Source organism: Trichothermofontia sp., assembly GCF_053493415.1.
Genome location: NZ_JBRCAD010000127.1, coordinates 1 through 13701, shown reverse-complemented (window position 1 = coordinate 13701; position 13701 = coordinate 1). Strand labels below are relative to the sequence as shown.

Sequence of the window (13701 nt, the reverse complement as noted above, 5' to 3'; positions counted from 1 at the left end):
CCCCAGCACCGCCCCCGCCAGCGTTGCCCGACCGCCCACCGCGACCCAGATCACCATCTCGATCGAGAAGGCAATGTCCATATATTGGGGTGAGACAATCCCCGATTGCACCGTGTAGAGTGCGCCGGAAATGCCCGCGATCGCGCCCGACACGGCAAAAACCAGGACCTTAAAACTGGTGGGGTTATAGCCAGAGAAGCGCACGCGGCTTTCGTCATCCCGGATGGCAACCAACATACGGCCAAAGCGACCACTGGTCAGCCAACGACAAAGGGCATACATCAAGACCAGGAAGACCACCGTCAGTACATAGAAGACAAATTGCACTTGGGGGGTGCCCACCTGGAAACCAAAGAGGGTTGAGGTATCCGTCTTGAGGCCGTTGGTGCCATTGATCAGCTTTTGCTGGCCGTTGAAGAAGTTGAAAAAGACGACTAAGGCCGCCTGGGTCAGAATTGAGAAATAGACCCCCCGGATACGATTCCGAAACACCAGGTATCCCAGCAATCCCGCCACCCCCATTGGGATGAGGACGATCGCCAGCAGCGTAAACGGGAAGGAATAAAACGGCTCCCAGAACCAGGGCAAGTCCTGCACCCCATACAGGCTGAAAAATTCCGGGATGCGTCCATCGGGTAGCTGCAATTGCAGGTACATGGCAAAGGCATACCCCCCTAGGGCAAAGAAAATGCCATGCCCCAGGCTCAGGAGGCCGGTGTAGCCCCAAATCAAATCAATCCCCAAGGCCACGATCGCTAGCGACAGGAACCGACCCAGCAACTTGATCCGGAAGCCTGATAGTAACAGGGGGAGGATCAGGATCAGCACCAGGGCGATCGCCAACACGATCGCGGCTTCGATCAACAGGGCACGCTTGGGGTTGCGTTTGCCGCCTGGGTTCACGATCGCCGAATCTACTACAGCCATATCTGCTCCCTCAGCATTAACCTCAGCACCCTGAACCTACGCATCCACCATGCGTCCCTTCTGCGGGAATAATCCAGCGGGACGGAATTGCAAGAAGGCAATAATCAAGGCGAACACCATCACCTTGGCCATGCTCGTGGTCGCAAAGAAGGTGAAAAAATCCACCAGCGGTTGTAGGGCGGCCACCTGGAGGTTGGTCAAAATCAGGGCGATGGTACCCGACCCAATCAGGTAGGTCACCGTGCCAATCATCAACGAGGCCACCACTGTACCGATGAGTTTGCCGACCCCCCCCACGACCACCACCATGAAGGCATCAACAATATAGTTCGCGCCCAAATTTGGCCCGACTGATCCCAAGAGCGTCACCGCACACCCGGCAATCCCCGCCAGACCGGACCCCAGGGCAAAGGTGAGGGCATCCACCACGGCAGTGGGAATCCCCAGACAGGCGCTCATACTGCGGTTCTGGGTGACAGCGCGAATTTTCAGCCCCCAGGTTGACCGTTGTAGGAAGGCATAAATCCCCAGGAGACAGAGGATAGTCAGCGCCATAATGAACAGCCGCGCATAGGGCAGTTGCAGGGTGCCCACGGGGATGCCGCCCCGTAACCAGGCGGGAGCCGTCACATCAATATTGCGGGTGCCAAACCAGAGTTGGGTTAACTTGGGTGCCCGGGCCATGAGGATGCCCGCCGTGGTCACAATCCCCAATGACAGAACAAACAGAATCGTCAGTGCCCAACCGCGAATGCGCTCCCAGTCGAGGCGACGGGCCAAGATCCACCAGCCGCCCAAGAAAAGAAGACAGAAGAGGACGATCGCGATCGCCAGCAGCGTATTGGCACTGCGAACAAACTGACGCAGGATCAGACTCACCCCCCAGGTGGCCAGCAGCGTTTCCAGGGGTCGTCCATAGAGAAAGCGAATCACCCCCCGTTCCAGCGCTAACCCTACAAGTGCGGTCACAATAAAGGCCGCGATCAGGGCATAGAAAATATACATTTCCTGACTGATCAGAAATTTGAAGCTATTACCCACAAACCCCGCTTGTTCCGAGGGTTCATAGGCCGGTAACCAGGCTTTCGCCACATTCTGAACCACGAAGGTAGTATAGGCCCCCAGCATCATTAACTCACCGTGGGCCAGGTTAATCACCCCCATGAGGCCAAAGACGATCGCGAGTCCCAAGGCCGCCAGCAATAACACCGACCCAATACTCACCCCGTTAAAAATGCCGTCGAATAATCCCTGTAATATCTGTTGCACGTGCTTGCCTCGATCCAGCGTCCAGTATGAATAGTCAACCCAGAGTCAAAACCTATCGTCAGCGTATTTATCGTTGGCTTAAATAAGCAAAAACAGGTGGAAGCGAGTCAGCCAAGAATCGGCTCTCCCCAATTCAATCCAAGCCATGTCCAAAAAATTAATATGACTCACGAGGCATCCTATCCAATTCGATCGTTCTGAGATAATTGAACAGGATCGACATTAAGTTCAAGTTAATAAGTCTGCGTCACCCAGATCAAGTGATTGCCCAAGTATTGTATTGAGTCTCTGAGAACGGCTAGCCCACCTTCTATTCCCTATTCCCTATTTCCCATGAGCAACGGGTTAGTTGAAGCAATTAAATCGTCAATAAATTCAGTTGAAAAAACTTTAGAAATATGGTCCCCCAGTCCACTCTCCCAGGAAAGATGGATGGTGATCCCAACGGGAGACTGGGTATGGGTGATGGGCGTAGGTTGGTGTCGAGTTCACGAGACCCAACAACCCACGAGAACTACTAGGTCTCACCCTGTTCTACCCAACCTACATCCACGACACCCATTCACGACACCCACAATTCGGGCCGCAGAGCAGTGACCTCGCCGCCGTGCGAAACCCTAGGCTTCGACTTTGAACCTCTCACCCTTAGCCGGATCGGTCCAGTCGCAAGCGTAGCCCTTAGTGTCGGGCACGAACTGGTTCCAGGGCAGGGGATCAACAGGGCCATCCGTAGCCCAGACGATATCAAACAGCCCGTCATCCCGTACCTGACCAATCCGCACCGTCTTCGAGATGTGGTGGTTCGGTTGCATCTTCACCGGCCCTTCCGGAGCAGCCATCTCCTGACCGATCGCCGCCGCCCGCACAGCTTCAAGGTCATCTGCCGTTCCAGCCTTTTCCACCGCCTGCTTCCACAGGTACACCATGATGTAGGCGGCTTCCATCGGGTCATTGGTAACGCGATCGGCCCCGTATTCCTTACGGAAGGCTTCTACCCACGTCTTGTTCTCTGGGGTGTCCACGGTTTGGAAGTAGTTCCACGCCGCATAGTGACCAATCAGGAACTCCTTACCGATCTGGCGGACTTCTTCTTCCGCAATACTGACCGACATCACCGGGTACTTGTCGGGGGTGAGACCAGCCCCTTGCAGTTGCTTGAAGAAGGCCACGTTGCTGTCCCCGTTCAGGCTGTTGAAGATCACCCCACCATCGGGCAGGGCCGCCTTGATCTTGGTGATAATCGGAGTCACTTCCGTGTTACCCAAGGGGAGATAGTCCTCACCCACGGTTTCACCACCCAGGGCCTTGAGTTGCTCCTTAATAATCGTGTTGGCCGTGCGCGGGAACACGTAGTCGGACCCCACCAGGAAGAATTGCTTGCCCTTGTTGTCCAACAACCACTGCACAGCGGGTTCGATCTGTTGGTTCGGGGCAGCCCCCGTGTAGAAGATATTCTTCGAGCATTCCTGGCCCTCATACTGGACCGGATACCAGAGCATATGGTTCTTGGACTCAAACACCGGCAACACCGCCTTGCGGCTAGCCGAGGTCCAGCACCCGAAGACCGTCACCACCTTGTCCTGGTCAATCAACTTGGTGGCTTTTTCCGCGAAGGTAGGCCAGTCGGAGGCTCCATCTTCAACCACGGCCTCGATTTGTTTGCCGAGAACGCCGCCAGCCTCGTTAATTTCCTTAATCGCGAGTTTCTCCGCTTCAACCACGGTGGTCTCACTAATCGCCATCGTGCCGCTGAGGGAGTGTAAAATCCCCACCTTAATCGTGTCACCACCGCCTGATGCCACGGGGGAAGCCTCAGGTGAGGCGGCTTCCGGGCTGGGGCTACTGGTGGGTTCGGTCCCCCCGCCACAGGCTTTGAGCAGTAGACTCGTGCCTAGCGTCGCTGAGCCGTATACCAAAAATTTCCGTCGATCGAAGCGCGTTGCCATGCTACCACCGTGATCCTTAAAATCAGCTTTTGAACAGTTGCCGTTGGGTTAATGCAGCGACACCGACAGCGGTCCTGTAGATGTCTGTTTCTGGTCGGCTGGCCTAACCCCCAACTATGAGAGGAACTGTTTTGATCCTGTCAGCGATCGTGGGTTTGGCTCACCAATTGGCTGCTCTACCCATTGGCTGATCTATAAGGGCTGAACGCCATCACAGATTACATGGGGCAACGCAATTAACCAATCCCATACTCCGGGGGGAGCACACGATGGCTATTGCAGTCTGCTAAACCAGCCAGCCGATCGCTAACCTGAACGATACGCCAGAATCAAAGCCAGATTACGACCTGACCCCCGGCAATAATGTGTTCTAGAATACAAAAAAATCCTGGAGACGGCGAGGGCGATCGCGGGGTTCACCTGGATTACCAGCCAGGAATGTGCCAATCTAGACGATATCCGAAGGGGTTAAGCATGGATAGCAGGGGTGAGTGTTAACAACCATCAACTGTTGCTAAGAATTATCTGACGTTTCGCCTGTGTTTCCAGGGGATGGCATGAAAATAGCAAAGACATCGATAAAACAGGGAGCGTCCACCGGTCGATATACCGGGTTATCCGACAAGAGACGCATCTGTGAGCAGTTGTAGACGAGGCAAGTCGGTGAGGTGAAGGATGGTAGCATTTAACTGGGTAACCGCCTTGAGTGGAGGGATTCTGATTGGCGTGAGTGCGACGCTTCTGTTGGCCTTTAACGGTCGCATTGCCGGTATTAGCGGCATGATTAATGGGGCGATGACCTTCGCGAAGGCGGAACGTTGGCGATGGTTATTTCTTCTGGGCATGGTGCTCGGAGGCGCACTGTATGAGTATGTCCTGGCACCGCAACCAACCCCCCACTCAACCTTTGCCCCTGGCGCAATGATCGGGGGGGGGATTCTCGTAGGCTTGGGGACCCGCTTGGGGAATGGGTGTACAAGTGGGCACGGGGTGTGTGGCCTGGGACGGTTGTCGGTGCGATCGCTGGTGGCAGTGCTGACCTTTTTGACGACGGCCATGATCACCGTTTTTATTGTCCGTCATGTCCTATTGTTAACGCTTTGAGCGCTGCAGTTGATTAGGATGGGGTCAAGTCAGGTGCGGTGAGAATGCCATGAATACCAACATGAAAGCAAACTTAGTGGTCCTAGTAACGGGTGTCCTATTTGGCCTAGGGTTAGGGATTTCCCAAATGATCGATCGCGATCGCGTCCTCGGCTTCCTGGATGTCACCGGGGTTTGGGACCCCACATTACTATTTGTGCTACTGGGGGCAGTCGCGGTGACAGTGATTACCTTTCGGTTTATTTTGTCGTTACCCCACCCCTGGTTGGCTGATCGCTTCTACGTCCCGACCAGGAATGATATTGATTGGCCCCTAGTGATCGGTGCTGCGATCTTTGGCATTGGTTGGGGCATTGCGGGCTATTGTCCAGGACCAGGGATTACGGCATGGGTGTTAGGGATTGCCAACCCGGTGCTGTTTATCCTGGCCTTCCTGGTTGGTTCCTGGGCAGGTCAGTGGTATCTCGGTCAACGGCGCGAGCCGCGAGCCGCCGCTTCCCAAGCTTCCCAGTCAGAGTGAGGCGATGCCCTAGAGCGAAAAGGGGAAAGTCACAGTCTGGTTACCGTCATCTACGGTCCCTTCCAGATCCTGCACCTGTCCTTTGACTAAAATTCTTAACCGGAAGGGTATGGGGCCCCGTTCGGGCCGACAGCGGCTAAAGAGGTTAACTTGGGCAACGTAGTTCCCTGGGACACCGCCATTAGGGGGCCAGAAAACATTTTCGACGGGGTTGGTGCGTTGTTCAGAACAGCCAGCGTTGGCATCCACATCTAAGGTCCCCCCGGAGGGAACACTGCGGTTCATGTAGGACACTGTTTGGCCCTGGGGATCGGTGACAGCAAGGTCAAGGTCATCGATCGTCGCCCAGCGGAGGGTGGTTTGCACATCTCCTGTTCCCAAGACGGGTTCCCCTGCGGTTGCTGCCACGGGGGTATCGGAAATACAAAAAACCCCGAGGTCGATAAGTTCACCCCGCTCGGTCTTCATAAAACAGACCAGACGATCCTCCTGATGTTGGGGGACGATAGGAAATCCCAAGCGTTCACCGGGCACTTGGGCGATGGCGGGGGTGGACAGGAGGGCGAGGGCAGCGGTAGCGAATCCCAGGCGCAAAGCGGCGTCATGCAGAGGGGGGAAGGGCATTGCAACAGTACCAGGTTGGTTACTTCTAGCGTACCGAATAATCCAGTCCCCTTCTATAAACTTTTTGTTGTCTTCACGACCACCGGGAATGGGAAAAAGGCGGTAAACATCGTCAAAGATAGCCCACCCAAATATTCCCCATGACAACCCAATGGCCCACTCGATTCTGTTAACATCTTTCACCACCTGGAAAGCTGAGCAAACCTCTAATTCCTCCGACGATCTGCTCGAAATTCTGGTGCAAAATCACTGGCTCCAGAACTCGCACCATTTGCTCCGTCAAGTACCCGTAGACTTTGAGCTAGCCCCGGCCCAAGTACTGGCCACGATCGCAAGGCTACGACCGGCGATCGTGGTCTGTTGTGGCATGGCTGAAGATCGGGATCACGTGAGTATAGAAACCCAAGCCGTCAGGGAAGAGACCATCTTAACCACCACGATCGATTGCACCGCGCTCCTGACTGACCTACGCCTGACCCGGCTTAGCCAGGATGCAGGTCGCTTTGTCTGTAACCACCTTTACTATTCCGTTTTGCACTATCTACGCACGAATCCCATCCCGGCTCCGCAGGCCAATGCGACGCCCTCAGGTCAAACCCAGTCTGCCGCCGATCGCGCTAAGCGACCTGAAATTCCCGTTGGTGCAACAGGCCATTGTATATTTGTACATATACCTGTATTGCACCCGGATAACCAAGACCCGATTGTGACTGATTTTTTAACCATTCTGCACCGACTACAGAGTCTCGTCACCTGCTAGCTGTTCTTGAACCATGCTTCCACTTCTGTTCACCCTCACGCTTGCCCAGACGACACTGCCCGTAACGGCGCAGGAGGCTGTGCCCATCTCGCGGACCCTAGCACCCCCCGTTGTGGCTCCCCAACTCGGTCCACCGGATGCCCATCCCCAACCCGAAATTACGATTCCAACCCAACCCGCTCAACCCGTCGCGATCGTCCGTCCGATTGAGATTCGCCCCTTACCGGGCGATCTAGACGAAGTACCGGTCTTTAACAGCAACAGCCCGGAAATTGTCAAAAGCGAGGGGATTCTGCTGTCCACCTTTCCCCCAACGGGCATGGCGAATCCAGCGGCTCACCTCAATTTTCCCTTTGAGGGGCGGTTCGATATTTTCTCCCACCACATTGCCCGCGCTAGGACCCCTAGCGAAACCCGTACCCTGTTTCAGGGGCTGCTGCTGCACAATGCCAGCGATAAGCCGGTTGAGGTGCGCATCCTGGAGGCCGCCAGCTATCTTACCCGGCCCGATGCCCTATTTGTCGAACTCCCCCCCTATTTAGACAATCGCCTAGGGAACGTCTTTGCCGGACCCGGTAGCCGGGTGAGCAGCGACATTTTGCGGGGACGGCGGCGGGGGGCATGGCCGACAGCCATCCAGCTAGAGCCTCAGGGCAGTCATGTCTTGATTAACCTGCCCATCCCCACGGGGAAAGTTGTGCCCTCCTCCAATGGCCGAACAACCCTGATCCGCCTACAGAGCGATGGCCCGGTGTATGTAGCCAATCTGGCCATGTTTGCCCCGCTCAATGCGGATGGCACGGAACGGTTTCCGGTCCTGGATGAATGGAAAACGCTGTTGGTATCCAGTCCCCTCGTGCAACCGAGGGATATTCCCCCCTCTTCTCCCGATACCAATCCCACCCGCTTATTTTATGGCCGGGTTGCGGGGGTGTCACAGGGGTCGCGTTGGGTAGCCCGCTTAACGGATGCCCCCAATGCGGACCAGCTTAGTATTCCCCAACCCGGACGGGCCTTTTCCTACGGCCTCAGCCTACTGCCTAGGGGAACCTGGGGAACGGGTCAAGTTCAAAGTGCGCCGATGTTGGCCCGTTATCCTGATACGGCTTATCAAGCCCACGGTAACTATGGCGTGCAGTATTCCCTAACCCTGCCGTTGGTCAATACCACAAGCCAAGATCAGATGGTTGAGGTGGCTTTAGAGACGCCCATTAAGGAGGACGACCCGCCCAAGACGGGTTTGCGTTTCTTTGAGCCACCAGAGTCCCGCATCTTTTTCCGGGGGACCGTGCGCATTCGTTACCAGGATGAGAATAATCGGCGGTTGACCCAGTATGTACACGTGGTCCAGCGACGGGGGGAAGAGGGCGCACCGCTGTTGTCGTTAAACCTGGGTAAGGGAGAAAAACGCTTAGTCGAAGTTGACTGTGTCTATCCACCGGATGCCACGCCGCCGCAGGTGTTAACTGTCCGAACCCTGGATAGCTCACGGGATTTGCTGGGTAGTCGTGATCTGCCCATTCAGTAGGGTTGGTCGCTGACGACAGGCCTGTTGGCGCCAGACCGGTTGCCAACCAACTCGCTGGCAACCGACCCGTTGGCGATAGATCCGTTGGCGACAAAATAGCAAAATAGATCGAAATCCTTGTTTACGCGGAAGTAAAGAACCTCATGACCAATTGTTGGGTGGAAGGCAACCCGCCAATCTGGACTCGCTTCTGGCAGTATGGGCAGTGGGCGATCGCTCGCATCCTGCCCCTGAGCCTGCTGGCCATTGCCCTCACGGTGGTTAATTTGACCCTATGTCCGCCAGCTTTGGCCGGCCTGAACGACGATCGCTTTGATGGCAACATCTTTGCCCTCTATGCCGGGAATGGCTCCCTGGTGCCCCCGCGTGTGACGCTGCAACAATCCCGGCAACGGGCTGATCGAGCCACGATTATGATGCTCTACCTGGAAGATAGCCGCGATTGTAAGCAGTACGCTTCCGTGCTCTCGCAACTCCAGGCATTTTATGGCCGAGCTGCCGACCTGATCCCGATCAATGTGGATTCTCTGCCCACCGAGGCGACCCGTGATCCCAACCAACCCCAGTACTATTACCGGGGACGGGTCCCGCAAACGGTGGTGTTTGACCAGGCGGGTAAGGTGGTCCTCAATGAAAGTGGGATCATTCCCTTTGAGCAGGTGGATGATGTCCTGCGGGATGTGTTCGATCTATTACCGCGATCGCAGTCGGTGGAATTGAAACGCCGCCCTGTCAATGAGTTGAATACGGAACTGGTGGCTAGTTAGACTAACGGGGACACAAAGTCAGGGGGAGTAACCAGGATGCAACGATCGCTATCTGGGCTGCTGGGTGCGATCGCCCTCATGGGTGCGTTGCTCAGTTGCGGTAACCTGGCCCAACGGGGGGAGGCGGAGGGCCTCCGGGACTTCCCTCGAGGGGATATTACCCCCATCAGCCAACTGCAGCAACCCCGATCGACCCCAGCCACAGTCCACCTGCGGGGCCAAGTTATGGAAGTTGCGCCCTTGCTCCAGGGGGGAGCCTATCGGCTTCAGGACACCAGCGGTAGCATTTGGGTGTTGACCTCGACGCCCTTGCCCCCGGTGGGCGATACTCTCCAAATTCAGGGGGAGGTCCGTTATCAAACCATCACGATCGCTGGTCAGGAACTCGGTGAGTCCTATATCCAGGAAACGGAACGGCGAGGATGAGTCGGGTGAGATCGTCCGTCTCTGGTGAGCGATCGTCCCCTGGGCAGTGGACCCAATAAGTATTTTTCTCCAAAAAATGGTAGAAAATTATATAGAAAATTAAATTTTCGTAAAGCCAGGAGTGGGTATGTATATTGTGCAGATCGCATCGGAATGCGCCCCTGTCATCAAGGCTGGCGGTCTTGGCGATGTTGTCTATGGCCTCAGCCGCGAATTAGAGACACGGGATCATTGCGTTGAGATCATCCTGCCGATGTACGACTGTATGCGCTATGACCATATCTACAACCTGCATGAAGCCTATCGCGACCTGTGGGTGCCCTGGGGGAATGGTGCCATTCACACGACGGTTTTTTGTGGCTGGGTGCATGGGCGGTTATGTTTCTTTATTCAACCTCACTCCAACGAAAACTTCTTCAATCGGGGCCACTACTACGGATCACAGGATGACCACATGCGGTTTGCCTTCTTCAGTAAGGCGGCATTGGAATTTCTCTTAAAGAGCGGCAAACGTCCCGATATCCTCCACTGCCACGATTGGCAAACGGGTCTTGTGCCCGTCCTGCTCTACGACATGTACAAATGGCACGGTATGGATCATCAGCGGGTTTGCTACACGATCCACAATTTCAAACACCAGGGAGTTTCCGGAGCCGATTCCCTTAATGCCGTGGGCCTTCGTAATACGCCCTATTACTTTAGCTACGATCGCCTGCGGGATAACTTCAATCCCTTTGGCATTAACTTTATGAAGGGAGGGATCGTCTACTCCAATTACGTGAACACCGTTTCACCACATCATGCCTGGGAGGCTCGATATGAATCCTGTGGTTATGGGTTAGGGCATACTCTTGAAATTCACCAGTCTAAATTCGGCGGCATCCTGAACGGAATCGACCACGATGTTTGGAATCCGGCCAGTGATGTGTATATTCCCCACCACTACACGAGTGAAACCTTTGAAATTAAGGCCAAAAATCGTAAAGCGTTGCGCGATCGCCTGTTGTTACGGGATGAGCCAAAGCCGATTGTGGCCTATATCGGTCGCCTGGATGATCAGAAAGGGGTGCATCTAGTCCACCATGCGATCTACTATGCCTTGAACCGAGGGGCACAGTTTGTCTTACTAGGGTCTGCAACGGATGCCAAAATTAATAGTTGGTTCTGGCATGAAAAGAATTTCCTGAATAATAACCCTGACTGTCACCTGGAATTAGGTTTCAATGAGGAACTTTCACACCTCATTTATGCGGGGGCGGATATGATTGTGGTACCCAGTAATTTTGAACCCTGTGGTCTCACCCAAATGATTGGGCTGCGCTATGGTACCGTGCCGATCGTGCGGGGAGTGGGCGGTCTCGTGAATACTGTCTTCGATCGCGATTATGACCAATCCCATCCCCCCGAAAAACGCAACGGGTATGTGTTCTTCCAAACCGATAATCTTGCCCTAGAGTCGGCGATGGACCGGGCGATCGGGCTGTGGTTCCACTATCCAGAAGAATTCCAAGAATTAGCCCAGCAAGGCATGGCTTACGACTATTCCTGGCATGATCCGGTCGATCGCTACGAGGAAGTCTACGAGTTTATTAAGGCTTAACCCAGACCTCCGAGGTTTTCAAAACCTCGGAGGTCTGTTGAGGTCTAATGGTGTTATAATGGGCAAGCGCTGTTAGTCAGCGATCGCGGGATGTAGCGCAGCTTGGTAGCGCACTTCGTTCGGGACGAAGGGGCCGCTGGTTCGAATCCAGTCATCCCGATTCTTCTAAAATCTATTACGGTTGCAGACTGAGAAAAGGCAACTGTGATTGGCCCCTACGTGCCCAGGCAGTGTCCAAAACTGCCTAGGACCTTAGGCTGGCCATGCGCAACAGGTCGAGATACTGGCGTTGCAGCGCTAAGGGGGGTTGGGGGTACCAGTAACACCTCAAATGGCCGGGTGGCTTGGGACGACCTGTTTGTCTTGATCAGGCGATCAGCCTACCGCTAACTGGTTTGGGGCAGCGCTTGCTCAGCGGGGCCAAAGATTCTGTCGGTGAGTTTCACATACCAGGCAGCGGCTTGTACTTGAATAATGTAGGCCATCGCAATGATCAGGGCGATTTCGGACCCCTGTTCGCCGCCAAAGGCAGTAACGGCGATCGCCAGCGCAATGGACAGGTTACGCATGACTGTGCCGTAGACCAGCGCGATCGCATCCCCCCGGTTAAACAGCAGCTTGCCCACCAGGGTACTGAGGGCAAAATTGCCTGCGTATAAAATCGCCAGGGGCACCAAAAACGACGCCAAAATCATGGGATTGCCGACAATAGCCTGGGCCTTGAGCGCCATGGCCACAAACACCACCCCTAACACCCCCAGGGTTGAAAAGGCTGGGAACTTTTGCTTGAGAGACTTGTGATATTTGTCGGCCCCCGCCGTGCGAATTAGCAGCAGACGGGTGGCCACCCCCAACCCCATAGGCAGAAAAACAATGATCATAATCTGCCGGAAAATGTCGGCTAGGGGAATTTCAATCGCTGCGCCCATCAACCATTTGGCATAAAAGGGGGTGGCGATAGACCCCAAAATTAGGCCGATCACGGTCATTTTGACTGCCGCATTCAGGTTGCCTTTGGCAAAGCCCGTCCAGGAAATGGTCATGCCGCTGGTGGGCAACAGGGAGGCCAGCAGCAGGCCCAGGGCAATTAGGGGGCGATCGGCAAAGAAAAGCTGCCCCAGGCCAAAGGCAAAGAAGGGCACCACGGCGAAATTAATCAGTTGAGTCACCATCTGAAGTTTGTAATCCTGCCCAGAAAAGACCTTCTGAATTTGCAGGTTAATCATCATGGGATACACCATGAGGAAGGTGAGCGGAATGATCAGGGCCTTGAGGGGGGCTGGGTTAGTGATGTAGCCCACGACGATACCTAAGATCATTGAGGCTGGAATCGCCCAAATCAAGTTTTTCTGAATTTGCTCTAGCAGTTTCCACATGGACTACGCTCTCAAAAAAATAGGTTTTAGGAATGTACTTAACTTGAGTGCAGGGTAAGAAAATCCCCTACAACAGCAAGCTCGATTTCCCCGACCGGGTGAGGTAAGCCAGTTGAGGTCGGTCACAGTAGGGTGGGCACTGCCCACCCCTGGCAAGACTGTTTGTTAGGAGATGCTTTAACGGGAGACCTGGAGGGTCTGGTCTAGCTCTGAGACCAACTGGGTCAGGCGATCGCGCATAGCCTCAACATCTGGGTGAGGATTATTTTCGATGCCCATGGCCACGAGTTGAATGCCCATTTCGATGGCATCGGGCAGACTCAGCGAAAGTACAACGGAGCCCCGATCCTCTCCCTCAGCCAGCTCTAAATTGACGTGAACGGCGGGGGGGTGCTGTTGCTCTTGCCCTTCAATAGCGCCAATGCGCGTGATGGTTTTTCCAGTCACCGTGGCGGTGTTGGCAATATTACCCATGATGGTAATATCACCAGTTTTTAAGGTATGGGTGACGTAATGTACAGTCATGGGATTTCTCCTCGAAAAGATATAACGACTTAGGGCTGTAAAGCCCCTTGAATAGCCTCTTTCACATCGGGAATAAAGACCGCATACATACCGCGCAGGTCGCCCACCTTAAAGTTAAAGGCCAAATCTTGGGGGTAGTTGTCTTTAACGAACTGGGGGCGGCGATCTTGCTGGCCGTGGCAGGCCAGGCAACTGGCCTCGACATTGATGCGGCGGTAGTAGCGGATGCCGGTTTGACCATCCAGGGTGGCGTTTTCCCACAGGCCCATGCGTTCTGGATTTTGCTCAAACTGGGCCAGGGCCATGCGGGCATGGGGGGTGTCGGGGGC

General features: G+C 54.8%; 14 protein-coding genes and 1 tRNA gene. 8 read left to right on the top strand and 7 right to left on the bottom strand.

Annotated features, from left to right (window positions below; genetic code table 11):
- The 3 genes from urtC to urtA form a co-directional block, all read right to left on the bottom strand.
- The coding region (gene urtC / locus ACWIUF_RS11195) for an urea ABC transporter permease subunit UrtC (RefSeq protein WP_448572447.1) at positions 1 to 927 on the bottom strand (927 nt) is incomplete at its 3' end.
- Positions 928 to 963: 36 nt separating this feature from the next.
- On the bottom strand, positions 964 to 2187 hold the full coding sequence (locus ACWIUF_RS11190; protein ID WP_448572448.1) for an ABC transporter permease subunit: 1224 nt from the start codon (positions 2185 to 2187) through the stop codon (positions 964 to 966).
- A gap of 626 nt (positions 2188 to 2813) precedes the next feature.
- Positions 2814 to 4142 carry an urea ABC transporter substrate-binding protein gene (urtA, locus tag ACWIUF_RS11185; RefSeq protein WP_448572446.1) on the bottom strand — a complete coding sequence of 443 codons (1329 nt, stop codon included), beginning with the start codon at positions 4140 to 4142 and terminating at the stop codon, positions 2814 to 2816.
- A gap of 675 nt (positions 4143 to 4817) precedes the next feature.
- Between urtA and ACWIUF_RS11180 the strand changes: the two genes are divergently transcribed.
- Positions 4818 to 5246, top strand: coding sequence for a YeeE/YedE family protein (locus ACWIUF_RS11180; RefSeq protein ID WP_448572445.1), 429 nt, complete (start codon positions 4818 to 4820; stop codon positions 5244 to 5246).
- A gap of 61 nt (positions 5247 to 5307) precedes the next feature.
- Positions 5308 to 5766 (top strand): DUF6691 family protein, encoded by a 459-nt coding sequence (locus ACWIUF_RS11175; protein ID WP_448572444.1) that lies wholly within the window; start codon positions 5308 to 5310, stop codon positions 5764 to 5766.
- Between the two features lie 9 nt (positions 5767 to 5775).
- On the opposite strand, the gene ACWIUF_RS11170 is transcribed toward ACWIUF_RS11175, so the two are convergent.
- Positions 5776 to 6390 (bottom strand): hypothetical protein, encoded by a 615-nt coding sequence (locus tag ACWIUF_RS11170; RefSeq protein WP_448572443.1) that lies wholly within the window; start codon positions 6388 to 6390, stop codon positions 5776 to 5778.
- A 151-nt stretch (positions 6391 to 6541) separates the two neighbouring features.
- On the opposite strand from ACWIUF_RS11170, the gene ACWIUF_RS11165 reads away from it, so the two are divergent.
- The 6 genes from ACWIUF_RS11165 to ACWIUF_RS11140 all read left to right on the top strand — a co-directional run bounded on the left by ACWIUF_RS11165 (position 6542) and on the right by ACWIUF_RS11140 (position 11631).
- Positions 6542 to 7150, top strand: a complete 609-nt coding sequence (locus tag ACWIUF_RS11165) for a peptidase C15 (protein ID WP_448572442.1) — start codon at positions 6542 to 6544, stop codon at positions 7148 to 7150.
- A 13-nt stretch (positions 7151 to 7163) separates the two neighbouring features.
- Positions 7164 to 8678 (top strand): DUF3370 domain-containing protein, encoded by a 1515-nt coding sequence (locus ACWIUF_RS11160; RefSeq protein WP_448572441.1) that lies wholly within the window; start codon positions 7164 to 7166, stop codon positions 8676 to 8678.
- 143 nt (positions 8679 to 8821) lie between these two features.
- On the top strand, positions 8822 to 9445 hold the full coding sequence (locus ACWIUF_RS11155) for a thylakoid membrane photosystem I accumulation factor (protein WP_448572440.1): 624 nt from the start codon (positions 8822 to 8824) through the stop codon (positions 9443 to 9445).
- Between the two features lie 36 nt (positions 9446 to 9481).
- Positions 9482 to 9871, top strand: coding sequence for a hypothetical protein (locus tag ACWIUF_RS11150; RefSeq protein WP_448572439.1), 390 nt, complete (start codon positions 9482 to 9484; stop codon positions 9869 to 9871).
- 127 nt (positions 9872 to 9998) lie between these two features.
- On the top strand, positions 9999 to 11471 hold the full coding sequence (gene glgA, locus ACWIUF_RS11145; protein WP_448572438.1) for a glycogen synthase GlgA: 1473 nt from the start codon (positions 9999 to 10001) through the stop codon (positions 11469 to 11471).
- Between the two features lie 86 nt (positions 11472 to 11557).
- Positions 11558 to 11631, top strand: a tRNA-Pro gene (locus ACWIUF_RS11140).
- Between the two features lie 226 nt (positions 11632 to 11857).
- Here ACWIUF_RS11140 and ACWIUF_RS11135 read toward each other — a convergent pair.
- From ACWIUF_RS11135 to ACWIUF_RS11125, 3 genes are all read right to left on the bottom strand, one after another.
- Positions 11858 to 12847 (bottom strand): arsenic resistance protein, encoded by a 990-nt coding sequence (locus ACWIUF_RS11135; RefSeq protein ID WP_448572437.1) that lies wholly within the window; start codon positions 12845 to 12847, stop codon positions 11858 to 11860.
- 177 nt (positions 12848 to 13024) lie between these two features.
- A complete protein-coding gene (locus ACWIUF_RS11130; protein WP_448572436.1) occupies positions 13025 to 13372 on the bottom strand; it encodes a hypothetical protein in 348 nt (115 codons plus the stop codon).
- A 29-nt stretch (positions 13373 to 13401) separates the two neighbouring features.
- Positions 13402 to 13701 (bottom strand): Tll0287-like domain-containing protein (locus ACWIUF_RS11125; RefSeq protein ID WP_448572435.1); only part of this gene is annotated, 300 nt, incomplete at its 5' end.